Source organism: Saccharothrix syringae (genome assembly GCF_009498035.1).
Classification (GTDB): domain Bacteria; phylum Actinomycetota; class Actinomycetes; order Mycobacteriales; family Pseudonocardiaceae; genus Actinosynnema; species Actinosynnema syringae.
The window spans coordinates 9,397,338-9,422,240 of sequence record NZ_CP034550.1; the positions used below are offsets into that span (position 1 = coordinate 9,397,338).

General features: G+C 75.7%; 25 protein-coding genes, 1 pseudogene and 1 riboswitch. Of the genes and pseudogenes, 7 read left to right on the plus strand and 19 right to left on the minus strand.

The genetic code is table 11. The features are described from left to right. The first annotated feature begins 14 nt into the window (after positions 1 to 14). Entirely contained in the window at positions 15 to 1,634 is a 1,620-nt protein-coding gene (locus EKG83_RS39365; RefSeq protein ID WP_033432711.1) for an ABC-F family ATP-binding cassette domain-containing protein, read from the plus strand. On the opposite strand, the gene EKG83_RS39370 is transcribed toward EKG83_RS39365, so the two are convergent. Continuing rightward, the gene (locus EKG83_RS39370; protein WP_033432712.1) at positions 1,631 to 2,647 is read right to left on the minus strand and encodes a 4Fe-4S binding protein; all 1,017 of its coding nucleotides are present in this window, start codon (positions 2,645 to 2,647) and stop codon (positions 1,631 to 1,633) included. The genes EKG83_RS39365 and EKG83_RS39370 overlap by 4 nt on opposite strands. An 82-nt stretch (positions 2,648 to 2,729) precedes the next feature. On the opposite strand from EKG83_RS39370, the gene EKG83_RS39375 reads away from it, so the two are divergent. Then, positions 2,730 to 3,176 (plus strand): winged helix-turn-helix transcriptional regulator, encoded by a 447-nt coding sequence (locus tag EKG83_RS39375; protein ID WP_228122382.1) that lies wholly within the window; start codon positions 2,730 to 2,732, stop codon positions 3,174 to 3,176. On the opposite strand, the gene EKG83_RS39380 is transcribed toward EKG83_RS39375, so the two are convergent. The 3 genes and pseudogenes from EKG83_RS39380 to EKG83_RS39395 form a co-directional block, all read right to left on the minus strand. Beyond that, a complete protein-coding gene (locus EKG83_RS39380) occupies positions 3,166 to 4,020 on the minus strand; it encodes an ArsR/SmtB family transcription factor (protein ID WP_228122383.1) in 855 nt (284 codons plus the stop codon). The genes EKG83_RS39375 and EKG83_RS39380 overlap by 11 nt on opposite strands. 192 nt (positions 4,021 to 4,212) lie before the next feature. Further along, positions 4,213 to 4,353: pseudogene (locus EKG83_RS48730) on the minus strand (GNAT family N-acetyltransferase); the annotation flags it as partial. A 416-nt stretch (positions 4,354 to 4,769) separates the two neighbouring features. Then, positions 4,770 to 5,378 (minus strand): PadR family transcriptional regulator, encoded by a 609-nt coding sequence (locus EKG83_RS39395; RefSeq protein ID WP_033432714.1) that lies wholly within the window; start codon positions 5,376 to 5,378, stop codon positions 4,770 to 4,772. 157 nt (positions 5,379 to 5,535) lie between these two features. On the opposite strand from EKG83_RS39395, the gene EKG83_RS39400 reads away from it, so the two are divergent. Beyond that, on the plus strand, positions 5,536 to 6,483 hold the full coding sequence (locus EKG83_RS39400) for a hypothetical protein (protein ID WP_063741384.1): 948 nt from the start codon (positions 5,536 to 5,538) through the stop codon (positions 6,481 to 6,483). 37 nt (positions 6,484 to 6,520) lie between these two features. Here EKG83_RS39400 and cobA read toward each other — a convergent pair whose 3' ends face one another. The 9 genes from cobA to EKG83_RS39445 form a co-directional block, all read right to left on the minus strand. Further along, positions 6,521 to 7,738, minus strand: coding sequence for a uroporphyrinogen-III C-methyltransferase (cobA, locus tag EKG83_RS39405; protein ID WP_033432715.1), 1,218 nt, complete (start codon positions 7,736 to 7,738; stop codon positions 6,521 to 6,523). A 51-nt stretch (positions 7,739 to 7,789) separates the two neighbouring features. Continuing rightward, positions 7,790 to 8,071, minus strand: coding sequence for a hypothetical protein (locus tag EKG83_RS39410; protein ID WP_033432716.1), 282 nt, complete (start codon positions 8,069 to 8,071; stop codon positions 7,790 to 7,792). A 70-nt stretch (positions 8,072 to 8,141) separates the two neighbouring features. Further along, positions 8,142 to 8,927: a S1 family peptidase gene (locus tag EKG83_RS39415; protein WP_033432717.1), complete on the minus strand. Its 786-nt coding sequence runs from the start codon at positions 8,925 to 8,927 to the stop codon at positions 8,142 to 8,144. Positions 8,928 to 9,028: 101 nt separating this feature from the next. Then, positions 9,029 to 10,291: a cobalamin biosynthesis protein gene (locus tag EKG83_RS39420; RefSeq protein ID WP_033432718.1), complete on the minus strand. Its 1,263-nt coding sequence runs from the start codon at positions 10,289 to 10,291 to the stop codon at positions 9,029 to 9,031. 171 nt (positions 10,292 to 10,462) lie between these two features. Then, positions 10,463 to 11,305 carry a bifunctional cobalt-precorrin-7 (C(5))-methyltransferase/cobalt-precorrin-6B (C(15))-methyltransferase gene (locus tag EKG83_RS39425; RefSeq protein WP_153278720.1) on the minus strand — a complete coding sequence of 281 codons (843 nt, stop codon included), beginning with the start codon at positions 11,303 to 11,305 and terminating at the stop codon, positions 10,463 to 10,465. Between the two features lies 1 nt (position 11,306). After that, positions 11,307 to 12,398, minus strand: coding sequence for a cobalt-precorrin-4/precorrin-4 C(11)-methyltransferase (locus EKG83_RS39430; protein WP_033432719.1), 1,092 nt, complete (start codon positions 12,396 to 12,398; stop codon positions 11,307 to 11,309). Positions 12,399 to 12,462: 64 nt separating this feature from the next. After that, entirely contained in the window at positions 12,463 to 13,875 is a 1,413-nt protein-coding gene (locus EKG83_RS39435) for a cobyrinate a,c-diamide synthase (protein WP_084716734.1), read from the minus strand. Further along, the gene (gene cobO / locus EKG83_RS39440) at positions 13,872 to 14,486 is read right to left on the minus strand and encodes a cob(I)yrinic acid a,c-diamide adenosyltransferase (protein WP_033432721.1); all 615 of its coding nucleotides are present in this window, start codon (positions 14,484 to 14,486) and stop codon (positions 13,872 to 13,874) included. Before cobO ends, EKG83_RS39435 begins: the two co-directional genes overlap by 4 nt. Positions 14,487 to 14,496: 10 nt before the next feature. Next, complete coding sequence (locus tag EKG83_RS39445; RefSeq protein WP_033432722.1) at positions 14,497 to 16,470, minus strand: putative cobaltochelatase; 1,974 nt, start codon at positions 16,468 to 16,470, stop codon at positions 14,497 to 14,499. A gap of 59 nt (positions 16,471 to 16,529) precedes the next feature. Beyond that, positions 16,530 to 16,597, minus strand: a riboswitch (cobalamin riboswitch). 109 nt (positions 16,598 to 16,706) lie between these two features. On the opposite strand from EKG83_RS39445, the gene EKG83_RS39450 reads away from it, so the two are divergent. Then, the gene (locus EKG83_RS39450; protein WP_153278721.1) at positions 16,707 to 17,021 is read left to right on the plus strand and encodes a DUF6247 family protein; all 315 of its coding nucleotides are present in this window, start codon (positions 16,707 to 16,709) and stop codon (positions 17,019 to 17,021) included. 94 nt (positions 17,022 to 17,115) lie between these two features. Here EKG83_RS39450 and EKG83_RS39455 read toward each other — a convergent pair whose 3' ends face one another. Continuing rightward, complete coding sequence (locus EKG83_RS39455; RefSeq protein ID WP_051766309.1) at positions 17,116 to 17,706, minus strand: TetR/AcrR family transcriptional regulator; 591 nt, start codon at positions 17,704 to 17,706, stop codon at positions 17,116 to 17,118. A gap of 91 nt (positions 17,707 to 17,797) precedes the next feature. On the opposite strand from EKG83_RS39455, the gene EKG83_RS39460 reads away from it, so the two are divergent. Further along, positions 17,798 to 18,694, plus strand: a complete 897-nt coding sequence (locus EKG83_RS39460) for a quinone oxidoreductase family protein (protein WP_033432723.1) — start codon at positions 17,798 to 17,800, stop codon at positions 18,692 to 18,694. Here the strand turns inward: EKG83_RS39460 and EKG83_RS39465 are convergent. Further along, a complete protein-coding gene (locus EKG83_RS39465; RefSeq protein ID WP_063741385.1) occupies positions 18,614 to 19,846 on the minus strand; it encodes a cytochrome P450 in 1,233 nt (410 codons plus the stop codon). The genes EKG83_RS39460 and EKG83_RS39465 overlap by 81 nt on opposite strands. 36 nt (positions 19,847 to 19,882) lie before the next feature. On the opposite strand from EKG83_RS39465, the gene EKG83_RS39470 reads away from it, so the two are divergent. Next, positions 19,883 to 21,061, plus strand: coding sequence for an 8-amino-7-oxononanoate synthase (locus EKG83_RS39470; RefSeq protein WP_033432724.1), 1,179 nt, complete (start codon positions 19,883 to 19,885; stop codon positions 21,059 to 21,061). Here EKG83_RS39470 and EKG83_RS39475 read toward each other — a convergent pair. Both EKG83_RS39475 and EKG83_RS39480 read right to left on the minus strand, forming a co-directional pair. Then, positions 21,015 to 21,473, minus strand: a complete 459-nt coding sequence (locus EKG83_RS39475) for a GNAT family N-acetyltransferase (protein WP_033432725.1) — start codon at positions 21,471 to 21,473, stop codon at positions 21,015 to 21,017. The two genes, EKG83_RS39470 and EKG83_RS39475, sit on opposite strands and share 47 nt — an antisense overlap. Positions 21,474 to 21,493: 20 nt before the next feature. Then, the gene (locus EKG83_RS39480; protein ID WP_051766311.1) at positions 21,494 to 22,216 is read right to left on the minus strand and encodes a S1 family peptidase; all 723 of its coding nucleotides are present in this window, start codon (positions 22,214 to 22,216) and stop codon (positions 21,494 to 21,496) included. 177 nt (positions 22,217 to 22,393) lie between these two features. Here EKG83_RS39480 and EKG83_RS39485 point away from each other — a divergent pair, with 177 nt between their 5' ends. After that, on the plus strand, positions 22,394 to 22,999 hold the full coding sequence (locus EKG83_RS39485; RefSeq protein ID WP_033432727.1) for a LysE family translocator: 606 nt from the start codon (positions 22,394 to 22,396) through the stop codon (positions 22,997 to 22,999). Positions 23,000 to 23,052: 53 nt separating this feature from the next. Here EKG83_RS39485 and EKG83_RS39490 read toward each other — a convergent pair whose 3' ends face one another. Together EKG83_RS39490 and EKG83_RS39495 are read right to left on the minus strand one after the other, a co-directional pair. After that, a complete protein-coding gene (locus EKG83_RS39490) occupies positions 23,053 to 23,805 on the minus strand; it encodes a S1 family peptidase (protein ID WP_033432728.1) in 753 nt (250 codons plus the stop codon). Between the two features lie 53 nt (positions 23,806 to 23,858). Next, positions 23,859 to 24,896, minus strand: a complete 1,038-nt coding sequence (locus EKG83_RS39495; protein ID WP_033432729.1) for a M48 family metallopeptidase — start codon at positions 24,894 to 24,896, stop codon at positions 23,859 to 23,861. Positions 24,897 to 24,903 lie beyond the last annotated feature (7 nt).

The following is a 24,903-nucleotide window of genomic DNA, read 5'->3' on the forward strand; positions in this document are numbered from 1 at the left end:
GAGGGCTCTTCCCCATGTCCAGGATCACCTGTGCCGACCTGTCCTTCTCCTGGTCCGACGGCACCCCCGTGTTCACCGACCTGTCCTTCACCGCGGGCCCCGGCCGCACCGGCCTGGTGGCGCCCAACGGCGCGGGCAAGTCGACCCTGCTCAAGCTGATCGCCGGCGAGCTGCGCCCCGCCGGGGGCTCGGTCGTGGTCGACGGCGTGCTCGGCCACCTGCCGCAGGCGCTGCCGCTGACCGCCGACCTGACCGCGGCCGACGTGCTGGGCGTCGCGCCCGTCCTGCGCGCCCTGGCGGCCGTCGAGTCCGGTGACGCGGCCGAGGAGCACTTCGCCGCGATCGGCAACGACTGGGACGTCGAGGAGCGGGCCCGCGCCGAGCTGGACCGGCTCGGCCTCGGCGACGTCGCGCTGGACCGCCGGCTGGGCACGCTCAGCGGCGGCCAGGTCGTGTCGCTGGGCCTGGCCGCCCAGCTGCTCAAGCGGCCGGACGTGCTGCTGCTCGACGAGCCGACCAACAACCTCGACCGGGACGCCCGGACCCGCCTGGAGGCCGTGGTCGCCGACTGGCGCGGCTGCCTGCTGCTGGTCAGCCACGACCGGGCGCTGCTCGACCGGGTGGACCGGATCGCGGAGCTGGGCCCGTCGCGGCTGCGGTTCCACGGCGGGAACTTCTCCGCCTACGAGGCGGCCAGGCAGGCCGCGCGGGAGGTCGCGGAGAAGAACCTCCGCAACGCCGAGCAGGACCTCAAGCGGGAGAAGCGGGAGAGGCAGCAGGCGCGGGAGCGCGCCGCCCGCCGCGCGAGCAGCGGTGCCCGCTCCGGTGCCGACATCCCGCGCATCGCCGCGGGCAACCTCAAGCGGTGGGCGCAGGACTCCGCGGGCCGGGCCGACGACGTGCACGGCCGGCGGCTCGACGCGGCGCAGGCGCGGCTGGCGGAGGCCGACCTGGCCGCCCGCGAGGAGCCGGTGCTCGCGCTGTCCCTGCCGGGCACCGAGGTGCCCGCGGGCCGCACCGTGTTCAGCGGCAGGCACATCAGGGTCGACCGCGGCGGGCGGGCGCTGTTCGCCGGCGAGGGCGTGGACCTGGTGGTGCGCGGACCGGAGCGGATCGCGCTGACCGGCCCCAACGGCGCGGGCAAGTCCACGCTGCTGCGGGTCGTCGAGGGCACCCTGGAGCCCGACGGCGGGGTGCTGGACCGGGCCGGGGGCCGGGTGGCGTACCTGTCGCAGCGCCTGGACACGCTGGACCTGTCGCGCACCACTGCGGAGAACCTGGCCGCGGCCGCGCCGGGGCTGTCCCGGACGGACTCGATGCACCTGCTGGCGCGCTTCCTGTTCCGCGACGCGCACGCCGCCGTGCCGGTGGGCGAGCTGTCCGGCGGCGAGCGGCTGCGGGCGACGCTGCTGTGCCTGCTGTTCGCCGAGCCCGCCCCGCAACTGCTGCTGCTGGACGAGCCGACGAACAACCTGGACCTGGCGAGCGTCGGGCAGTTGACCGCCGCGCTCAACGCCTACCGGGGCGCGTTCGTCGTGGTCAGCCACGACGAGCGGTTCCTGGCCGAGATCGGGGTTCGGCGGTGGCTGCGCCTGGCCGGCGGCGTGCTGGCCGAGCAGGGGCCGCCCGCCTAGTTCCCGGGCAGGCCGTTGGACACCCGGCGCACGTCCTTGTGGGGGAACCGCCTGGTCACGTGCTCCTCGGCGGCCGAGCCGGGGCGCACGTAGACCGGTTCGGCCTTGTCCTGGAGCGGTTTGACGACCTGCTCCAGGAACCCCTTGCGGTCGTCGAGGAACGGGCCGATCACGTCCTCGCCCGCCGGGCACGCGGCCATGCAGTAGGCCGCCTTGTAGTTGGGCCGGAACGCCAGGCTCTGCCACATCGACGCGGACTCGGCCGGGGACACCCGGCGGCGGTAGTCGTCGCGGTCGGTGCTGTCGGCGACCTGCTCCACCCAGTCGGTGAAGCCGCTCATGAACTCGCGGTAGTTGTGGGTGTAGCAGTCGAGGAAGTTGAAGGCGCCGTCCTTGGAGATCGCGCCCACCGGGCACGCGGCCACGCACAGCTTGCACTCCAGGCAGGGGTTGTAGTCGATCGGCCCGGTGGGCTCGTCGACCTCGAACTCCGCCACCACGGTGCCGAGCAGGACGAAGTTGCCGAACCGGGGGTGGATCAGGTTGCGGTGGATGCCGATCCGGCCCAGCCCGGCCGCCTGCGCGACCAGCTTGTGCGACACGACCCAGGCGCGCCCGGGGAAGTCGTCCATCTCCTGCGGGAAGGCCGCGGCCGGGTGCACGGCCCGGTACCCGGCGTCCTCCAGCGCCCTGGTCAGCCGGTGCCCCACCACCTCCGCGTCGTCGAGCGCCTGGTGGAACTCGGTGTTGGCGACGCTGCGCAGCGGGCTGCGGACGTTGTCGCGGTTCATCCGCACGCAGAACGCGACGTAGGTGCGGGCGCCGGGCAGCGCCGCCCGCGCGTGCTCCAGGTCGACCGCCAGCTCCGGGCGGGTGACGGGGACGAACCCCGCGTCGTCGGCGCCCGCCGCCAGGGCCAGCTCGCGCAGCCACGACGCGGCGACCGTCGACGGCGGCCGGGTGCGCGGGTGCTCGCGGACCCTTCGCACGGTGGGGTGCTCTTCGATGCCCATGCGGTTCCTCCCCCTCTGGGTTTCGATGGGCAACCTAGCGTCGCTGGGTCCCTGCCGGCAACCCAGGAGTACCGTGGGGGGCGTGGGAGTGGTCATCGACAACGACCGGTGCTCGATCGCGCGCGCCCTGGCCGTGCTGGGCGAGCGGTGGTCGCTCCAGGTCGTGCGGGACGTGTTCAACGGGTTGCAGCGGTTCGAGGACCTGCGCGAGCACCTGGGCATCGCCCGCAACGTGCTGAGCAACCGGCTGGCCGGGCTGGTCGACGCCGGGCTGCTGGAACGCGTGCCCTACCGGGAGTTCGGGTCGCGGCAGCGGCACGAGTACCGGCTGACGGCCGCCGGGCGCGAGCTGTGGCCGGTGCTGGTGACCCTGATGGACTGGGGCGACCGGCACCTGGCCGACGGGCCGCCGCCCGTGGAGCCCGAGCACGTGGGGTGCGGCGGGAAGGTGTCGATGGTGCCGGTGTGCGCGCACGGGCACGTGCTCACCGAACCGCAGCGCGAGCTGGGCCTGCGCCTCAGTTCATGAGCGCGTCGGCGCGGGTGGTGCGCATGTGCAGCACGTGCCTGCCCTCGCGCCGGGTCGTCACCAGCCGCGCCGCCCGCAGCACCGCGATGTGCTGCGACACCGCGCCCGCCGTGACCTCCAGCGCGGTGGCCAGGTCCGTGGTGGTGCGCGGCGCCTCCAGCAGGGTCAGCAGGCGCGCCCTGGTCCGCCCGATCAGCGCCGCCAGCTCGTGCGGCGTCGACCGGTCCTCCCACAGCGCGCCGATGCCCCGCGCCGGGTAGCGCACCACGCCCTGGCCCACCGGGTCGATCTCGACCCACGCCTTCGGCCAGCCGAACACGGTGGGCGAGAGCACCAGGCCGTGCTCGGCCAGGTCCACCCGGTGGTCGGGCTTGCGGTGCAGGACCAGCTCGCCGTCCTCCCAGGTGACCTCCGGGTGCAGGTCGCCGAACACCGCCTCGACGCCCCTGTCCGCCAGCGTCGCCGCGCGCGTGGCGATGTCGGCCTCCAGGACGGTGGTGATGCGCTTCCAGTGGGGCGCGATCAGCACCTCGTGGCAGCGCCGGATCACCGCGGCCTCCGCCGGGGGCGCCCCGCGCAGCTCGGTCTCCAGGTCGGGCATGCGCACGTCGGGCACGGGCAGCAGCTCGGCGGGCTTCGCGGGGCCCTCCAGCCGGGCCAGCAGCAGGTCCAGGTCGGGGATGTCCGCGACCCGCCCGCGCGCCCACCGCACCCACGGCAGGTGGACGGCGTGCGCGCCGGGCGTGCGCAGGCCGTCCACCGCCATCACCGTCTCGAACACCGGCGAGTAGGCGAACCGCACCCTGGCCAGCCCCACGCCGGCGAGCCTCACCCACACCGCCACGACGTGCAGACTAGAGCGCTGCTCGCGAGTCAGCGGACGGGCTGGTCGCGGTCGGTGCGCAGGCGGGCGTGCGCGTGCATGTCGTGCCACCCGTCCGCGTGGAGCAGGGCACCCCGCTGTGTGCCCTCCAGCGAACCCGAGCCGGTCGGCGACGCGGCACGACGCCGGGTTGGCCGTCGAGTGCCGGAGGAACACCCGGTGCAGCCGGGCGGTGTCGAAGGCCCACCGCGTCAGGGCGAGCGCCGCGCGGGCGGCGACCCCCGCCCCGCGGGCACCGGGGAGCACCCAGTACGACAGCTGCGCCGACCCCTCGAACAGGGAGATGGTGCGCAGGCCGGCCTGGCCGACCGGGCGGTCGTCGGTGCCGACGACCGCAGTACCGCGGCTCCACCGGTCGGTCGCGGTCGGCGGGTGGTTCGGGTTCGTCGAGCACCACGCGCACGTGGCCGGGGCGCGGTATCACGAACACCCGGCCGGTCACGCCCGGCGGCAGCGCGGCCGGGTCGACCGGCTCCACGTCCACCCCGTCGTCGTCCTGGACCAGGTCGACGACCTCCTGCCCCCGGGACACCCGCACGCCCAGCTCGGCCGGCCACTCCTCCAGCGGGCGCGTCGGGTCGGCGAACACCGCGTAAGGCACCTTCAGCCCTCGGCCGGGAACCGGTCGGCGACACCCCTCCGGTCCAGCAGCTCCACCCCCACCCCGGCCGGCGCCGGCCCGGCGGGCCCCGCCCCGACCACGGCGACCGTCACCGGTCCTCCCCCCGCGCCCAGCCGGGCTCGTCCCCCTGGTCGGGCCAGGCCAGGGCCCCGGACTCGACCTCGTCGGCGATCTCCTCCACCCACGCCAGCTCGGCCTCGCCCATCCGCACCGCGTACTCGCCCTCCACCAGGAACAGCCGCGGCAGGCCGCCGTCGAGCACGCGGCGGTGCTCCGCCCGCGCCCCGGCCAGCTGCTCGCGCAGGCGGGCGGCCCGCTCCCGCAACGCCGACACCGCGCCCTCGGGCCCCAGCGCACCGAGGTAGCCGACCGCCGAGAGGAACTTCGGGTACTCGGCCCCCGGCACGCGCACCAGCTCCTCCACCCACCGCACGAACTCCGCGCGTCCCACGTCCGTGTGCCGATAAACGGTCCGCTCGGGGCGCGACCCGACCCGGACGGTCTCCCGCGCCTCGATCCACCCGGCCCGCTCCAGCGCCCGGACCACGTCGTACAGCGAGCCGGTGGTCACCTTGAACGCCCGGTCCATCCCGCGTTCGCGCAGGGTGGCCGCCAGGGCGTGGGGATGGGCGGGCGACTCCATCAGCAGGCCGAGCACCGCCAGCCCCAGCGGGTTGGACACCTTCCTCGCGACCAAGTGATCGCCTCCAATCGCTCGGTTCCGAGTATTTGATTCCGAGCTTCGGCTGTCAAGCCGTAGGGCTGCCCGCACCGCCGCCGCGCGGGGTCGCCCCACCCCCGGCCGGCCGGCCCGCACCAGTGATCGCCGGGGCCCTCCGCACCAGGCTGGGCCCATGACGAAGAGCTGGCACCGGCCGACCCTGTGGGTGGCCGTGGTGATGGCGGTGGCCGCGGTCGGGTGCGGCGTCGCGATGCTGGTGGACGGGCGCACGCTCCAGGGCGCCCCGCTGTGGCTCAAGCCGTTCAAGTTCACCGTGTCGCTGGCGGTGTACTCGGCGACCCTGTCGTGGCTGCTCTCGCTGCCGCACCGGGGCAGGCGGTGGACCCGCGGGCTGGGCACCGCGAGCGCGGTCATCCTGGTCTTCGACGTCGGCGTGGTGGTCATGCAGGCCGCCCGCGGCACGTTCAGCCACTACAACCAGTCGGACGACGCGTTCAACGAGCTCGTGGGGCACGCGTTCGGCAAGTCGATCCCGATCATGTTCCTGCTGAACGTGGCGCTCGCGCTCGTGCTGTCGTTCCAGCGCTTCGCCACGCCGGACGTGCGGTGGGCCGTGCGCTCGGGGCTGTACCTGGCCGTGCTGGGCATGTTCAGCGGCTACCTGATGGCCTTCCAGCTCGACAAGCGGGTGACCGCCACCGACGCCGCCGGCCGGCAGGTCGAGCTGGTGGGCGGGCACAGCGTCGGCGTGCCCGACGGCGGACCCGGCATGCCGGTGACGGCCTGGAGCACCACCGGCGGCGACCTGCGCGTCCCCCACTTCGTGGGCATGCACGGCCTGCAGGCGATGGTGCTGCTCGCCGCGGCCCTGACCGCGCTGGGCCTGGCCGAGCGCACGCGCGTGCGGCTGGTCGGCGTCGTCGCGGTCGGCTACCTCGGGCTGTTCTGCACCCTCACCTGGCAGGCGCTGCGCGGCGAGCCGCTGGTCCACCCCGGTGGCGCGACGCTGGTCGCGCTCGCCGCCGTGGCCGCCTGGGTCGCCGCCGGGGTGACGTGGTCGCTGCGGACCCGGACGGCCACCGCGCCGCCACCGCACCCGGTCCCCCAGCCGGTCCGCTGACCGGGGGGGCGCCCCGGCGGGCGCCCCCGCACCGCCCTCAGGCCCGGAGCGGCAGCTCCTTCGCCAGCCCCGCGACCGGGCCGACGACGATGATCGCGGGCGGGCGGACGCCGTGCGCCGCCACGTCGGCCGCCAGGGTGTCCAGGGTGGACGGCACCACCCGCTGCGCGCGGGTGCTGCCCTCCTGGATCACCGACACCGGGGTGTCCCCCGGCCGGCCCGCCCGCAGCGCCGCGGCGAAGGCGCCCGCGCGCTCCACGCCCATCAAGATCACCACGGTGCCCTTGAGCCGGGCCAGCGCGTCCCAGTCGACCAGCGACCTCGGGTCGTCCGGGGCCACGTGGCCGGACACCACCACCACCTCGTGCGCCACCCCGCGGTGCGTGACCGGCACGTCGGCCAGCGCGGGCACGCCGAACGCGCTGGTCACGCCCGGTACGACGGTGACCGGCACGCCCGCCTCGGCGCACGCGACCAGCTCCTCGAACCCGCGCCCGAACACGTACGGGTCGCCGCCCTTGAGGCGCACCACGAACTTCCCGGCCTTGGCGTTGTCCACCAGGGTGGTGTTGATGAACTCCTGCGTCGCGGCCCGGCCGTAGGGGATCTTGGCCGCGTCCACCACCTCGACGTGCGGCGGCAGCTCGTCCAGCAGCTCCCGGGGCGCCAACCGGTCGGCCACCACCACGTCCGCGCGCGCCAGCAGCCGCCGGCCGCGCACGGTGATCAGGTCCGGGTCGCCCGGCCCGCCGCCGACCAGGGCCACGCCCGCCGGCCGGTCGTGGTGGTCGGCGATCGACCCGTCGCGCAGCGCGGCCAGCACGCCGTCCCGCACGCCCGCCGACCGGCGGTGGTGGCCGCCCGCCAGCACGCCCAGCAGCAGCCCGTCGTGCTCGCCGACCGCCGGCGTCACCGCGGTGCCCTTGACCGCCACGTCCGCGCGCACGCAGAACACCCGCCGCGCCTCGGCGTCGGCGGTGACGCGGGCGTTGACCCCGGGGTCGGAGGTGCAGGCCAGCACGTACCAGGCGCCGTCCAGGTCGCCGTCGGCGTACTCGCGGGCGTGCCAGGTCACCTCGCCGGCGTCCACCATGCCCTGGACCGCCGGGGTGACCCCGGGCGAGACGACCTCGACCAGGGCGCCCGCCGCGACCAGCCTGGGCAGGCGGCGCTGGGCGACCGTGCCGCCGCCCACGACGACGACCCGGCGTCCGGACAGGTCCAGGCCCACGAGGTAGTGCTGTTCACCGTGCATGGGTAGAAGGATCCACGTCAGGCAGGTGGTGTCCAACAAGCGTGCGTCACATCACCGGGCGGGCTCCTCCTCGATCTCCGCGCCCACCGCGCGGGAGCCGGCCACGCACGAGACGCCGACGACGCCCCTGTCGCCGGAGACGGTGAGCCACGAGCTGCGGGCGAACTCGCCGTCCTCGCAGGCGACGATCAGCCGGAACGCGCCGGAGCCCGAGCACCAGCCGGTGCCCGAGTCGCCGTGCACCGAGGTGCCGCACGAGTGCAGCGCGCCCGACGCGGACGCCGCGCCGGCGGACGCGAGGGACCACAGGACCAGGATCGGCAGGGAGCGCACAAGGGCACAGCGAACACCGGCGACGTGCCCACGGCCGGGACGCAACCCGGTCGTGGGCACGTCGCGGCCCTCACAGCTGGGCGGTGATCTCCGAGTAGTACGTGGCGATCCGCGAGTACACGCCCGGGTAGCCGGCCTGCGCGCAGCCGCGGCCGAACGAGGTGGCGCCGATCAGCTTGCCGCCCGCCACCAGCGGGCCGCCCGAGTCACCCTGGCAGGTGTCCACGCCGCCCTGCGGGTAGCCCGCGCACACCATGGCGGTGGCGCTGTAGTTGGAGTACGCGGTGCGGCAGGTGGCGTCGGAGGTCACCGGCACGGTCGCGCCGAGCAGGTAGCGCGAGGCCGAGCCGCCCGAGGACGTGGTGCCCCAGCCGAGGATGGTCGCGTTCGTGCCCGCCGCGTACAGCGCGGTGTCGGACGGGGTGGCCAGCGGCAGGTACGGCGAGGGCAGGCTGGTGCCCAGCGTCAGCACGGCCACGTCGTAGCCGGAGCTGGCGGTGCGGTAGCTGGGGTGCACCCAGATCCGCGACACCGTGGCCACGGTGCCCGCCGTGCTCTGCTTGTCGTCCCGGCGGTGCACCACGCGGGTGCTGGACGCCGAGCGGCCGCTCACGCAGTGCGCGGCGGTGACCACCTTGGTGGCGCCGACGAGGGTGCCGCCGCAGAACTGGCCGCCCGAGCTGGTGGCCAGGTAGACCACCCACGGGTAGGTGCTGGTGGACACCCGGGAGCCGCCGACGACGAACGGTGACACGTCGTCGGCGGTGGACGCCGAGGCGGGCGCGGTGGTCATCAGGCCCACCGCGGCCACCGCCGCGGCCAACGAGGTGATCAGGCGACGCAGGGTTTTCGCCATGTCGATCCTTCCAGGCAGGGGTGCGCCGGGACGGCGCACACCCAACACCTAGGACCAACGGGGCAAAGCCGACAACCACCTTTCGAAGGGGGCCCGCGGCTTCACAGTTGACCGGTGACCCCCGTCACACGCACGACATCCGCCCGTACCGGCCCGGCAACAACCGGCCCCGCGCCCACGTCCACGAACGCCACCGCGGCCCCGGCCTCGGCCAGCCGCACCGCGCCCTCCGACCGCACCCGCGTCCCGGGCCGCAGCAGGTGCCGCACCTGGGCCACGCACTCCTCGCTGCCCACCACCACCGACGCCCGCCGCAGCTCCGCCTCGGCCCGGGGCGTGCGCTCGTCGGCGCCGCCGGGACCCAGGCCCACCAGCGCCAGCCTGCCGCGCGGCAGCACGCGCGCCGCCGCCACCGTCACCCCCGCGCCCTTGGCCTTCTCCGCGGCGATCTCCACGCGGCCGCCGCCGGACAGCTCCATCGCGCCGCGCAGCGCGGCCGCCTCGGCCACGCTCGGGATGCCGATCGCCAGCTCCGCCGGGTTCGGCACCGGGATGACCGCCAGCTCCTCGCCGGGGTAGCTCAGCAGCGGGGCGGTGGTCGAGTCGTGCCAGAAGCCCCAGTCCTCCAGGGCGTCGGCGATGCCCTGCTCGGCGACCTTGCGGTCGAGCGTGGCGAACGCGCGGATCGCGCGCAGGTCCAGCCGGCCCTTCTCCTCCAGCTCGGCCAGCGCCGCCGACACCGCCGACGCGGACACGCCGGTGCTCGACCCGACGCCCACCACGAGGGTGCGCGGGACCACCCGGACGACCCGGTCCCGAGCAGGCCCCTTGGGCACCCGGTCGTCGACCAGCACGATCCACCCGGCGTGGTCCTCGGCGCGGTCCTGGACGTTGTGGGGCATCGCGGGCAGCGGGAAGCCCAGCGGGTTGGCCAGCCGCACGGGTTCGCCGAGCCGGATCGCCTCGCCGCACCCGGCGACGTCGCCCTCCACCGCCGCGTCGAGCAGCTCGACCAGCTCGTCCAGCGGCGAGTCGGCCGCCGCGGAGGTCACCACGGGCTGGAGCCCCAGCACGTCGGCGACCCGCTCGGCCAGCGCGCCCGCGTCGCCCAGCAGGGCCACGGCGAAGCCGCCGTCCACGCAGACCACGCCCGGGTCGGAGCGCTCGTCGCGGGCCAGCGGTGCGACCAGCCGCACGGCGGCGCCCGTGCCGAGGAAGAACACCGCCGAGCCCAGGCGGGGCCACAGGCGGCGCAGCGCGGGGCCGACCGGGCCGTCCGGGACGACCGCGTCGGGGCCGAGGAACCCGGCCAGCTCGGCGGCCGCGCGCCTGCCGCGCTCACCCGCGGCGAAAACCCCGATCAAGCTTTCCTCCCGCACCACGCGGCCACCGGGTCGATCGCCGCCAACGCGCCGCCGACCAGCCCGGCCGCGGCGAACACCCCGATCACGTCTTCTTCCTCCCCCACAGCACGGTCACCGGGTTCACCGCCAGCAACGCGCCGCCGACCAGCCCGGCCGCGGCGAACACCCCGATCACGTCTTCTTCCTCCCCCACAGCACGGTCACCGGGTTCACCGCCAGCAACGCGCCGCCGACCAGCCTGGCCGCGGCGAGCTGGCTGCCCCCGACCTCGTACCCCGCCCCGGCCAGCGCGTCCCGGGCGGGTACCACGCGGTCCAGGCCGGGGGTGGCCACCACGACCCGCCGGGCGCCCGAGCGCGCCACCCGCCGCACCACGTCGGCACCGCCGCCGCCGACGAACACCGCGTCCGGGGCGGGCAGCTCGCCCGCCTCGGCCAGGTCCGCCTCCACCACCCGCACGTCCACGCCGTGCGCGGCGGCGTTGGCGATGATCCGCACGCACTGCACCGGGTCCCGCTCCACCGCCACGACCGCGGCGCCCAGCCGGGCGCACTCCACGCCGACCGCGCCGGGTCCCGCGCCGACGTCCCACACCAGCACGCCGGGGCGCGGGGCGAGCCGGGCCAGTGCCAGGGCGCGCACCTCGGCCGCGGCGACCATGCCGTCGCGGTGGGCGAAGTCGTCGTCGGGCAGCGCCCAGTCGCCGGTGGTGGGCGCGAAGTTGTTCTCCGCCAGGCAGAGCAGCGCGTCCGGGGCGTCCCAGCGCCGCACCACCGCGTCCGCCGGGTCCACGGTGGACAGACCGGCGGCCGAGCGGACCACCAGGGTGCGCCGCCAGCCGGCCAGGCCGCGGGCCAGCTCCGCCGGGTCGGCGCCGGACACCACGACGGCGGGGCGCGCCCGGCACACGTTCAGCGCGTGCCGCGCGCCCACCGCGGCGGCGTCCACGACGGTCACGTCCGCCCAGGAGCGGCCGGCCTCGGTGACGAACCGGTGCAGCGCGACGACGTCCACGTCAGTTGGCGCGCTTGCTCTTCTTGGACCGCGGGGTGGCCGGCTTGCGCGGCGTCGTGCTGGCGCGGACCTCGGTCGGCTTGGGCTTCGCGGCGGCGGCGACCACCGGCTTCGACCTGGGCCCCTGCTCGGGCACGACGGGCTCGGCGGGCGCAGCGGCTTCGGCGACCTCGGGCACAGCGGGCGCGGCGGGCTCCTCGGTCGGCACCAGCTCCAACACCGGCGCCGGCACGGGCTCCTCCCGGGGCCTGCGCTGGGCCCGCGCGGCCTCCTGCCAGTCGTGCACCGCCGACCACGCGGCCACCGACGGCGAGCGGTGGGCGCGCTTGCCCCACTTCGACGGCCGCGACCGGCGCGCGGGCACCGGCTCGTCGCCCTCCAGCACCGCGCCCCGCCCCCGGCCCGCCGGCGGCGCGAGCACCTTGCCGACCAGGAACAGCGCGGTCCGGTAGACCTTGTGCTCCTTCACGCACGCCTCCAGCCCGCCGACCGTGGTCTGCGCGACCACCTCGTCCGGCAGGGACACCTTGTAGGCGACCACGACCGGCGTGTCGTCGGCGTAACCGCCCTCGCGCAGCCGCTCGACCAGCTGCCCGGCCCGCGCCCCGGAGGCGGACACGGCCATCGTGGTGCCGTGCGCGGCGAACTCCTCGACGTGCTCGGCGGTCTCGGGCCCGAGCAGCACCAGCGACTGGGCCACGTCCGGGTCGACCAGCTCGCGGCCGACGGACGCGGCCGCCGCGGACAGCTGCGACACGCCGGGCACGACCTCGGTCTCCAGGCCGAGCCGGCGGCACGTCTCCCGCTGCTCCCGCAGGCCCGCCGACAGCGCCGGGTCGCCCGCGTGCAGGCGCACGACCTTCAGCCGGCCCGCCGAGGCCCGCCGGTACAGCTCCAGGACCTCGGACTCGGGCACCCGGGAGAAGTCGACCAGCTCGGCGTCGGGGCGGGCGTGCTCGCGCACGCACTCGGCCTCCACCACGGCGGGGGCCCACACCACCACGTCCGCCTCGGCGATCCGCCTGGCGCCGCGCACGGTGATGAGATCGGCGGCGCCGGGACCGGCGCCGACGAAGGAGACCCGACCAGTCATCACAGCTGCTCCCCATGACACGTTCGGCTGGTGGGCATGGACCGTACCGCGTTCGGGCGTGCCACTAACGAGTGGCCTCAGCCGGTGCGGCCGCCGCGCAGGCCCGCACGAAGCGCGCCACGGCGTCCGGCGTGGCCGCCGGGTGGGTGTGCAGGTACGACGCGTGCACGCCGCCGAGCACGAAGCCCTCGGCCACCGGGCGCTGGTCGTGCCCGCGCCACCGCCAGGCCGGCGTCGCGCCGTGCGGGACGCTCAGCGACGTGCGGTGGAACTCGTGGCCGGTGATCCTGGCACCCGCCCGGGCGAGCACCGAGTCGTGCGGTGCGACCGCGTCGCGGTAGCCCAGGGTGAGCCTGGGCGTCATGGCGCCGTCCGCGTCGACCACCCCGCACATCGGCGCGCCGTCCAGCGACTTCGCCAGGTACAGCAGGCCGCCGCACTCGGCGTGCACGGGCGCGCCGGAGCGGGCCAGGCGGGTCACGTCGGCGCGCAGCCGCTCGTTGGCGGCCAGCTCGGCGGCGTGCTGCTCGGGGAACCCGCCGGGCAGCACCAGGCCGGCCGCGCCGTCGGGCAGCGCCTCGTCGCGCAGCGGGTCGACCACGGCCACCTCGGCGCCCGCGGCGCGCAGCAGCTCCACGTGCTCGGCGTAGCCGAAGGTGAACGCCGCGCCGCCCGCCACCGCGATCACCGGCGCGCTCGTGGTCGTGCCCGCGGGGGCGCCCGCGTCCGCGGACGTGTCCACGGCCGAGGCGACCTCCGCGTGCGGGTCCCAGGTGGGCACCGCCATCGCGGGCACCGCGGCGGCCAGCCGGCGCACCCCGTCCAGGTCGACGTGCCGGGCCACGGCGTCGGCGACCGCCTCCACCGCCGCGACCGCGGCCGCGCCGTGCTCGGCGGCGGTGACCAGCCCGAGGTGGCGGGAGGGCAGCGCGAAGCGGTCGTCGCGCGGCAGCACGCCCAGCACCTCCAGCCCGACCTCGGCGCACGCCCCGCGCAGCACCTGCTCGTGCCGCGCGGAGCCGACCTGGTTGAGCACCACGCCGCCCAGCCGCACGGTCGGGTCGTAGCCGCGGAAGCCGTGCAGCAGGGCGGCCAGGCTGCGGCTCTGGCCGCGGGCGTCGACCACGAACAGCACGGGCGCGGACAGCAGCTTGGCCACGTGCGCGGTGGACCCGACGCCCTCGGTGTCCACCCGGCCGTCGAACAGGCCCATCACGCCCTCGACCACGGCCAGGTCGCAGCCGCGCGCGCCGTGCGCGAACAGGCCCGCCACCCGGTGCTCGCCGACCATGACCGGGTCGAGGTTGCGGCCCGGCCTGCCCGTGGCCACCGCGTGGTAGCCGGGGTCGATGTAGTCCGGGCCGACCTTGAACGGGGCCACCCGGTCGCCCGCCCGGCGCAGCGCCGCCATCAGGCCGGTGGCCACGGTGGTCTTGCCGCTGCCGGAGGCGGGTGCGGCGACCACCAGCCGGTTCACCACTCGATCCCCTTCTGGCCCTTCTGGCCCGCGTCCATGGGGTGCTTGACCTTGGTCATCTCCACCACCAGGTCGGCGGCGTCGACGAGCGCGGCGGGCGCGTACCGGCCGGTGATGACGACGTGCTGGTGGCCGGGCCGGTCGCGCAGGGTGGCCACCACCTCGTCCACGTCGACCCAGCCCCAGTGCAGGGGGTAGGTGAACTCGTCGAGCACGTACAGCCCGTGCCGCTCGTCGGCGATGCGGCGGGCGATCTCGCGCCAGCCCTCCAGCGCGGCGGCCGCGTGGTCGGCCTCGGTGCCCTGCTTGCGGGCCCACGACCAGCCCTCGCCCATCTTGTGCCACTCGACGGGGCCGCCCTCGCCGGTCTGCTCGTGCAGCCGGCCCAGCGCGCGGAACGCCGACTCCTCGCCGACCTTCCACTTGGCGGACTTCACGAACTGGAACACGCCGATGGACCAGCCCTGGTTCCAGCCGCGCAGGGCGAGGCCGAACGCGGCGGTGGACTTGCCCTTCATCTCGCCGGTGTGCAGCACGACCAGCGGCCGGTTGCGGCGCTGCCGCGTGGTGAGCCCGTCGACGGGCACGGCGGACGGTTGACCCTGGGGCATCTTCGCGCTCCTACGCGGCGCGGGCGGCGCGCACGACGCCCGCGACCTGGTCGGCGGACAGCTCTTCCAAGCGCAGGCACGCCGCGTCCAGCGCACCCGCCACGCGCCCGGCCAGGCCCAGCCTGATCGGGCCGTGCTCGCAGTCGACGACCACCGCGGCGACCCCGTCGGCGGCCAGCAGGCCGGCCGCGCGCAGGGCGTCGCGCAGCGGGTCGCCCCCGGTGCCGGACGCGGTGGCGCGCCCGTCGGTCAGCAGCACCAGCAGCGGGCGGCGGCGCGGGTCGCGCACGCGTTCGACCTCCAGCACGCGGCGGGCGCGCAGCAGGCCGTCCGCCAGCGGGGTGCGGCCGCCGGTGCGCAGCGCGCGCAGCCGGGCCGCCGCGGCGTCCACCGAGTTGGTCGGCGGCAGCGCGACGGTGGCCTCCCGGCCCCGGAAGGTCACCACGCCCACCTTGTCCCGCCGCTGGTAGGCGTCGCGCAGCAGGGACACCACGGCACCGCTGACCGCGGACATCCGCTGCCGCGCGGCCATCGAGCCGGACGCGTCGACCACGAACAGCACGAGGTTGCCCTCCCGGCCCTCGCGCACCGACCGGCGCACGTCGGCGTTGCGCAGCACCAGGCCCGGCCCGGTGCGGCCGCGCGCGGCCTGGTGCGGCGCGGCGGCGGCGAGGGTGCCGACCAGGTGCAGGCCGGAGCCGTCGGCGGTGGCGGGGCGGACCACGCGGCCGGTGCGGGCGCGGGCCCGGGAGCGCTTGCCGGGTGCGCCGTCGCCGACGCCGGGCACCTGGAGCAGGCGGGTGCGGAACGCGGGCGCGGGCGCGTGGGAGCGCTCGCCCGAGGTACCCGGCGAGTCCGAAGTGGACGGTGCTTGGCCGGGCGGCTCCGGGCCGTCGTCGGGCCCCTCGTCCGGGCCCCGGTCGGACCCACCGCCGCCGGGCCCGTCGTCGTCCGGGCCGTCCTCCTCCTCGCGGGCGGCCTCCTCGCCCTGCCGCAGGGCGTCGTCCAGCTGCTCCTGCTCCAGGCCGGGTTCGTCGAACGGGTCGCGGCGCTTGCGGTGGGGCAGGGCGAGCCGCACGGCGGCCTCCACGTCCTGCTCGGCCACCTCGTCGGCACCGCGCCAGGCGGCGTGGGCGGTCGCGGTGCGGGCCACCACGAGGTCCGCGCGCATGCCGTCCACCTCGAAGGCCGCGCAGATCGCGGCGATCCGGCGCAGCTCGGCGTCCGGCAGCACCACGGCGGCCAGCCGGACGCGGGCGGCCACGATCCGCTCGGCCAGCTCGGCGTCGCGCGGCGCCCAGCGCGCGGCGAAGCCGTCGGGGTCCGCCTCGTAGGCCAGCCGGCGGCGCACGACCTCGGTGCGGGTGGCCACGTCCCGGGCGGCGCGCACGGTCACGGTGAGGCCGAAGCGGTCCAGCAGCTGCGGGCGCAGCTCGCCCTCCTCGGGATTCATGGTGCCCACGAGCAGGAACGACGCGGGGTGCGACACGGAGACGCCCTCGCGCTCGACGTGCGCGCGCCCCATGGCGGCCGCGTCGAGGAGGAGGTCGACCAGGTGGTCGTGCAGCAGGTTGACCTCGTCGACGTACAGCACGCCCCGGTGCGCGGCGGCCAGCAGGCCCGGCTGGTAGGCGCGGACGCCCTCGGTGAGCGCGCGCTCCAGGTCCAGCGACCCGATCAGCCGGTCCTCGGTCGCGCCGACCGGCAGCTCGACCAGGCGCGCGGGGCGGCGCTCGGCGCCGTCCGCGTGGGGTCCGTCGGGGCAGTCGGCCGGGGCCGCCGGGTCGCAGGCGAACCGGCAGCCCGGCACCACGTCCAGGTCGGGCAGCAACGCGGCGAGCGCGCGGACCGCGGTCGACTTCGCGGTCCCCTTCTCACCTCGGACGAGCACCCCGCCGATACCGGGGTGCACGGCGTTGAGCAGCAGTGCCGTGCGGAGGTCGTCCTGTCCGACGACAGCGGAAAAGGGGAAACGCGCGCCCATGCGGCGGTGTCCTTCCTCGGGTGTCCACGCCCGTGTCCGGTTGCGATCTCTCGGGGGTCGAGTTCCTGACTCCCGGGGTGAACCGGTCACAGTGGCGGGACCGCGCCGGACTTCCACCGGCTTCCTCGCGCACCCCTACAGCCCCGGCATCGTCGCACCTGACGTCGGCGGGGTCCAAGTCCCAGGGGGGCGAGCGCGGTCACACCGGGTCTGGTGGACGGCGCTACGGTGCCGATATGAGCCCACCGGACGCCGACGCCCCGAAGTGGACCGGCGACGCCGAGGCCGCCGCCCGGTTCGGCTCACCGGAGGCCATCCGCGCCGCGTTGCTACCCGAGCAGACCGACGAGTTCGACGCCGCGATCGCCGCGGCCCGGCGAACGCCGCACCTCGACCAACTGCGCGACACCGTGCAGGCGTGGCGACGGATTGCACTGCTCACCAGCCAAACCCCCGCGGAGGCCCGGCGGGTGGCCGAGGTCCGGCGTACCGGAGCGCCGCGTCCCGGCAGCAAGTCCTGGACCGACCTGCGCGCGGAACTCGGCCTGTAGACCGACCACTGGGGCACTCGAACAGCACATGGCGGTCACCCACCTCCTGCCCACCGTCCAGGAGCGCGTTGACGTGCTCGTCGTGACCTGGGTTTCATTCGCCTGACGGACCGCCTCCGGCGGGCTCCGCCTCCCCCGCCAGCACCGCCCGCGCCACGGACAGCACCCCGGCCCGCACCCGCGCCACCCCCAGCCCGCACCGGTGGACCAGGTGGTGCACCACCTCCGCCCGCAGCCCGGCCAGCAGCGCGTGCGCCAGGAACTCCACGTCCGCCCCCGGCTTGACCCGCCCGACCAGCGCCACCAGTCGCGCGTGGGTCAGCTCGGCGTCGGCGTCGCAGGCGATGCTGCGCGCGGACACCCGCTCCAGCGCCATCACCAGCGGCAGGGCGGCCACCACGTGGTCGAACAGGGTGGCCACGTACGTGATCACCCGCTCCTCCGCCGGCAGGTGGTCCGCCTCCAGCAGCTCCCGCGACTCGGCCCGCCACCGCTCGGAACTCCCGTCGACGACCGCCCGCACCAGCCCCTCGCGGTCGCCGAACCGGCGGAACACCGTCCCCTTGCCGACCCCGGCGGCCGTCGCGACGTCCTCCATCGAGAAGCCCTCGGGGCCGCGCTCGACGATCAGCCGAACGGCGGCCCCCAGGATCGCGGCGTGGTTGCGCGCGGCGTCCTTCCGCATCGTGGACTCCCTTGACAGAAGCGGACCGACAGTCCGTATCGTAGCCGCACCAAAACGGACCAATGGTCCGCTTAACTCCCGGGGAGGCGTTGTGCGAGCGGTGCGGTACTCCGAGTTCGGTCCGGCGGGCGTGCTGCGGGTCGAGGAGGTGCCCGACCCGGTGCCCGGTCCCGGGCAGGTGCCGGTGCGGGTGACCGCGATCGGCCTCAACTACGGCGAGACGGTGATCCGCTCCGGCGCGGCGGGCCGGGTGGTGCCCTGGTTCGACCTGCGCCCCGGCGCGTTCAACGCCGAGGTGGTCGGCGTGACCGACGACGGCAGGCGGCTGATCGGCTACTCCGCCGAGGGCTACGCCGAGCTGGGCCTGCTGCCCGAGGACGCGGTGGAGGTGCCGGACGGCGTGTCCGACCACGAGGCGCTGGCCCTCCACCTCCAGGGCACCACGGCCCTGCGCGCGGTCGAGCAGGCACGCGTCGCGGCCGGCGAGCGGGTCCTGGTGGAGGCGGCCGCGGGCGGGGTGGGCAGCCTGGCCGTGCAGCTCGCGCGGCGCGCCGGGGCCGTCGTGGTGGCCGCCGCGCGCGGCAGGCGGAAGCTGGAGCTGGCCCGCGAGCTGGGCGCGCACGAGGTCGTCGACTACGGCGAACCCGACTGGACCGCCGGGGTCGAGCCGGTGGACGTGGTGCTCTCCTCGTCCGGCCGCGAGATCGCCCGCCAGTCCTTCGAGCTGCTGCGCGACGACGTGGGGCGGCTGGTGCTGTTCGGCTTCGCCAGCGGCGAGCCGGTGGACATCACCGCCAATGACGTCTACCGCAAGCACGTGGCGGTGATCGGCCTGTTCAACCCGCTCGACCCGGACGACCTGCGCCGCCTGTTCGCCCTGGACCTCAAGCCGGTGCTGGGCGAGTCGCTACCGCTGGCCGACGCCGCCCGGGGCCACGAGCTGCTGGAGGGCCGCGCCACCACCGGCAAGTTGGTCCTGGTCCCCTAGCACCACCTCGACGCTCGACGGCGCGCGGAACGACAGCAGGCCCAGCATCGGCGGCGGGTCGGCGGAGGCCAGGCGCAGGCGGGGGAACCGGCGCGCGGTCTCCCGCAGCACCACCTCCGCCTCCAGCCGCGCCAGTCCCGCGCCCAGGCAGAAGTGCCTGCCGTGGCCGAACGCCAGGTGCCTGCGCGCCCCCGGCCGGCCCGGGCAGAACCGCTCGGGCTCGTCGAACGCCTCGGGGTCCGACCCGCTGCCCGCCAGCATCAGCAGCAGCGGGGCGCCCGCGGGCAGGTCCACCCCCGACAGGGTGACGGGCTCGGCCGCGACCCGCCGCCACGTGCTGACCGGCGGCTCGCGCCGCAGCACCTCCTCCACGCACGCCGCCGCCACGCCCGGCTCGCCCAGCCGCGACCACAGGTCGCCGTGCCGCAGCACCGCGTGGAACGCCGCGCACAGCAGCTGCGTCGTCGTCTCCTGGCCCGCGATCAGCAGGAAGTAGCACAGCCCGGCCGCGTCCCGCAGCGGCACGCCCTCGGCGCGCAGCGCGCCGAACAGGTCGTCGCCGCGCGGGTCGGCGGCCCTGATGCGCCCGGTGAGCCACCGGTGGAACCCGGCGGCCGGCCCGGCCAGCTCGTGCTGCCGCTCCGGCGTCACGTCACCCCAGAACAGCTCCAGCGACGCGGTGCTCCACGCCTTCAGCGCGTCGACGGCCACGTCCCGGATGCCCAGCACCTCCAGCAGCACCACCGCGGGCAGGTCGCGGGCCAGCACCGGGTGCAGGTCCGCCGTCCCGGTCAGCCCGGCCAGCCGCCGCGCGGTCAGCTCCGCGATCCGCGGCCCGACCGCGGCCACCCGCGCGGGCGTGAGGAACCGGGCGACCAGGCGCCGCAGGCCGGCGTGGGTGGGGGTGCCGTTGTTGGCCAGCGTCGGCGGCAGCGAGAACCCGGCGCGGGCCAGCACCCGCAGCACCGGGCCCGGGATCGGGACGACCGCGGTCAGCGCGTTGTCGGGGTGGAACCGGCGCGGGTCGGCCAGCACCGCCCGCACGTCGCGGTACCGGCTGACCAGCCACAACCCCGTGCGCTCGTCCCGGTGCACGGGCGCCCGCTCGCGCAGCGACCGCAACTGCTCCGGCGCGGGCTGGAAGAGGTCCACGCCGGCACCGTAGTCCCCGGATGCGACACTGCCGGCGTGAGTGTGAGCACAGGTGAGTCGGTGTTCGACTGGATCGACACGCGCGCCGAAGCCCGCGCGAAGGCGGGTCTCGCGCGCCGCGTCCGGCCCCGCCCGGCCGACTCCGCGGACCTCGACCTGGCGTCGAACGACTACCTGGGCCTGGCCCGCGACAAGCGGGTCGCCGGCGCCGCCGCCGCGGCCGCGCTGCGCTGGGGCGCGGGTTCCACCGGGTCGCGCCTGGTCACCGGCTCCACCGAGCTGCACACCGAGCTGGAGTACGAACTGGCGAACTTCTGCGGCGCGCAGTCGGCGCTGGTGTTCTCCTCCGGCTACGCGGCCAACCTCGGCGCGCTGACCGCGCTCACCGGGCCGGGCACCGCGATCGTGGCCGACCAGCACATCCACGCCTCGCTGATCGACGGCACCCGGCTGTCCAAGGCCGACGTGGTGGTCGCCGGGCACTGCGACGTGCCGAAGGTGGCGCACGCCCTGGCCACCCGCGGCAAGCGGCGCGCGCTGGTGGTGACCGACTCGGTGTTCTCCGTGGACGGCGACCTCGCGCCGCTGGCCGAGCTGGCCGCCGCCTGCCGCGAGCACTCCTCCGCGCTGGTCGTGGACGACGCGCACGGCCTGGGCGTGCTGGGCGAGGGCGGGCGCGGCGCGGTGCACGCCGCGGGCCTGGCCAAGGCGCCGGACGTGGTGACCACGGTGACGCTGTCCAAGTCGCTGGGCGCGCAGGGCGGCGCGGTGCTCGGGCCGAGCCGGGTGATCCGGCACCTGGTGGACACCGCGCGCACGTTCATCTTCGACACCGGCCTGGCCCCGTCGAGCGCGGCGGCGGCGCTGGCCGCGCTGAAGGTGCTGCGGGAGGAGCCGGACCGGCCGGCGCGCGCCCTGGGCGTGGCGCGGGAACTGGCGTCCCGGCTGCGCGAGCAGGGCCTGCGGGTGAGCGCGCCGACCGCGGCCGTGGTGTCGGTCCAGGCGCCCTCGCCGGAGGCCGCGGTGGGCTGGGCCGAGGCGTGCCGGGGCCGGGGCGTGGTGGTGGGCTGCTTCCGGCCGCCGTCGGTGCCCGACGGGATCTCCCGGCTGCGGCTGACCGCTCGCGCCGACCTCACCGAGGCCGACGTCGAGCGGGCCGTGCGGGTGATCACGGAGACCGGCGCATCCGCAGGTGCGGTATCCCGTCGTCCATGAACTCCTCGCCCTCGGGCACGAAGCCGAAGCCGGCGTAGAAGTCGGCCACGTAGGTCTGCGCGTCGAGCACGCACCCCGCCCGCCCGACCTCGGCCAGCGCCGCCTCCAGCAGCCGCCTGCTGTAGCCGCGGCCGCGGGCGGCGCGGGCCGTGCAGACCCGGCCGATGCGGAACCCGCCGTCGGGTTCCTCCAGCAGCCGCAGGTAGGCCAGCGGCTCCGCCGAGTCCTCGGCCTCGACCCAGAGGTGCCGGGTGCCCGGCTCCAGGTCACGGCCGTCCAGCTCGGGGTAGCAGCAGTTCTGCTCGACCACGAACACCTCGACGCGCAGCCTGAGCACGCGGTAGAGCTGGTCGGGGGTCAGGTCGGCGGACCACTGCCTGCGCAGGGTCGCGTGGTGTTGTGGGGTGCGCACCGCACCGTGGTACCACAGTCTCAGATCTGCGTGCGGTAGTTCGCCACCGCGGTGTAGACGCCGGGCTGGTCCGGGCGGGCGCAGCCGTGGCCGTAGGACACCACGCCGACCAGCGCGCCGTCGACCACCAGCGGGCCGCCCGAGTCGCCCTCGCAGGCGTCCTTGCCGCCCTCGGGGTAGCCCGCGCACAGCATCGCGCCGGGCCGGTAGCCCGGGACCAGGGCCGCGCACTCGGCGTCGGCGCGGATCGGCACGTCGACCTCGCGCAGCACGCGGCTGGGCGCCTGGAGCTCGCCGGTGCGGCCCCAGCCGTAGACCACGGCGAGGCCGGGGCGCGGCCCGGCGACCCGGACCGGCTCGTAGGGCAGCGGCTGGGCCAGGGTGAGGGTCGCCAGGTCGTCGCCCGAGGCGACCGCGGTGAAGGCGGGGTGCCGCCAGATGGCCGTGACCCGGCTGGAGCGGCCCGCCCGGGTGTCCAGGTCGGCGCGGCCGGCGACCGCGGTCAGCTCGCCGGCCTCCCGGTCGCGCCTGGTCACGGGCGTGCGCTCGACCAGGCAGTGCGCGGCGGTGACGACCTTGTCCGGGGCGATCAGCGCGCCGCCGCAGAAGAAGGTGCCCGCCCGGTCGAACAGGGCGACCACCCACGGCGTGGGCGGCGCCTCCCGGCCGCCGACGACCGCGTCGGCGGGCAGCCCGGAGAAGAGCAGCACGAGGACGGCGAAGATCGGCGCGCTGATGCGCATGGAGCACTCCCCTACGTCACGCGGGCGTACGGGCACAGAGGGTAGCGGAGTGGTCACACCACCGGAATCCGGGTATGGAAACCGGAAAATCTGTTGTTAGGATCTCGTGCGACCGAAGATTTCATGGCAAGTGAGGCAGATCACCAGCGTCTGTCCGGAACATGAAGGGGGCTAACCATGCACCTCGACCTCACCCAGCTCCCGGCGTTCCTCATCGCGTGCGCGGTGGTGATCCTGACGCCCGGCGTCGACGCCTTCCTCCTGCTGCGCACGTCGATGCACGCCGGGACGCGCGCCGGCCTGCTGGCCCTGGCCGGCATCCACACCGCGGCGCTGCTCCAGGTGGCGCTGGTGATCTCGGGCGTCGGCGCGCTGATCGCGCGCTACCCGGCGGCGCTGACCGCGCTGCGCTGGGTGGGCGCCGCATACCTGCTCTACCTGGCCGTGACGATCACCCGCGGCCTGCTGCGGCGCACGACAGAGGCGGCGGAGGTGGTCGCGCACCGGCCGTTCCGGCAGGGGTTCCTGACCAACATCACCAACCCGAAGATGCTGCTGTTCTCGCTGGCGTTCCTGCCGCAGTTCATCGGCACCGGCGACGCCGCGCCCCAGTTGGCACTGCTGGCCGCGGTGTTCCTCGGGCTGGCCGCGCTGTGGGAGCTGATGATCGTAATCGCCGCGGCCCGCGTGGCGGGCTCCCTGCGCCGGCGCGGCGTGACCACGGCGCTGGACGCGGTGTGCGCGGCGGTGTTCCTGACCATGTCGATCGGCCTGGTGCTCTGACGACGAGCGGTGCCCGCCGGCCCCCGCGCACGGGGCCGGCGGGCACCGGCGGGTCACCCCTCGCCGTTCACCTGCTCCAGCAGCACGTCGTGGAACCTGATGACCTTGCTGTAGACGCCGGGCCGGTTCTCGCGGGCGCAGCCCTCGCCCCACGAGGTGACGCCGATCAGCCTGCCGCCGGCCTCCAGGGGACCGCCGGAGTCGCCCTGGCAGGTGTCCACGCCGCCCTCCAGGTAGCCGGCGCAGACCATCTCGTCCGCGTGGAACTGGAAGTAGGCGTCCGCGCAGTCCCCGTCCGCCATCACCGGCACGGTCGCGCCCAGCAGGTACTGCGACACCGGGCCCTGCTCGCTGATGCGGCCCCAGCCGAGGATGTGCCCGGGGGTGCCCGGCGCGTACAGCGCCTCGTCCCCCGGGCCGGCCAGCGGCAGCGGTCGCTCGGACATCCGGTCGCGCAGCGTCAGCACGGCGACGTCCGCGCCCTGGTCCGCGGTCACGTACGAGGGGTGGACCCAGATCCCGCTGAGCCGGGTCACCACGCCCGCCGTGCTCTTCTTGTCCTCCCGGCCCACCACGACGCGGGTGTTGCGGGCGGTGCGGCCGACCGCGCAGTGCGCGGCCGTGACCACCTTGTCCGGCGCCACCAGCGTGCCGCCGCAGAACTGGAAGCCGCTCGTGTCCGTCAGGTAGACCACCCACGGGTGGTCGTCGATGGACACGCGGTCACCGCCCACCACCCGCTCGTCCGCCGTGGCGGTGCCCACGAGCGCCATCATCAACGTCACCAACAACGCGGCGAGCCGCATCGAACCTCCTCCTGATCACGGGCATTCAGGAGAAGTTAGCCAGAACGGAGCAGTCAACTGCTCTGTTCGGCCTGATTTCCACCGAACTTGCTACGCACCTTGTCCGCCGCGCCGGCCACCACGCCGCCCAGCTCGTTGAAGACCTTCATCAGCGGGTCCTCCGACTGGGCCGCCGACTCCTTGTAGGACCGGGCCGCCGCCTTGATGTCCTCGGTGAACGTGCTCGTCGGCCGGTCGTCCTCGCGGCGCGGGTACTCGCCGGTGAGGATGGCCCGGTACTCCCCGCTCGCCGCCCACCGCTGCAGCTCGGCCGCGCGCACCACGGCCAGCGGGTGGGTCAGCGGCCAGGTGCGGATCAGCTTGAGCACCGAGTCGCGCACGTCCTCGACCCGGTCGTACTCCCTGGCCTGGTTGAGGAACTCGGCCGTGTCGACCTCGCTGAGGTCCATGCCGCCCGCCATCGCCACGTGCGCCCGCAGGCCCGCCGCCGGGTCCTGCACGCACAGCAGGCCGGCGCGGTCGCAGGTCAGCTCGGTCTTGCGGTACCACTCGCCCAGCGCCGCGATGACCGCGCGGATCGCCCAGTAGCCGACGGGCATCCAGCCCAGGCCGTACTGCACCTGCATCAGGCGCTGGAGGATCGTCCGGTACAGGGCGTGCCCGGACAGCACGTGCCCCATCTCGTGGCCGATGGCGAACCGCAGGCCGTCCTGGTCGAGCAGGTCGACCAGCCCCGTGGTCAGCACGATGAACGGCTTGTCGATGCCCAGCGTCACCGCGTTGGGCACCGGGTCGCGGCGGACGAACAGCTCCGGCACCGGGTCGACGTCCAGCGTCGCCGCGGTCTCCAGCCGCAGCCGGTCCAGCCGCGGGTACTGCTTCGGCCCCACCCGGATCGACGACGCCAGGTAGACCAGCCGCTCGCCGCGCTCGGTGAACGCGCCCGCCACCGCCTGCAGCACCGGGCCGATGCCCGGCACCGCCCGCAGGACCGCCAGCGCCCCCCGGTCCACCGGGTGCTCGTACGCCCGCGGGCTGATGCCCGGGAAGCGCACGCGCGCCGTGGACCGCTGCTCGATGTCCTCACCCATCCCCCCA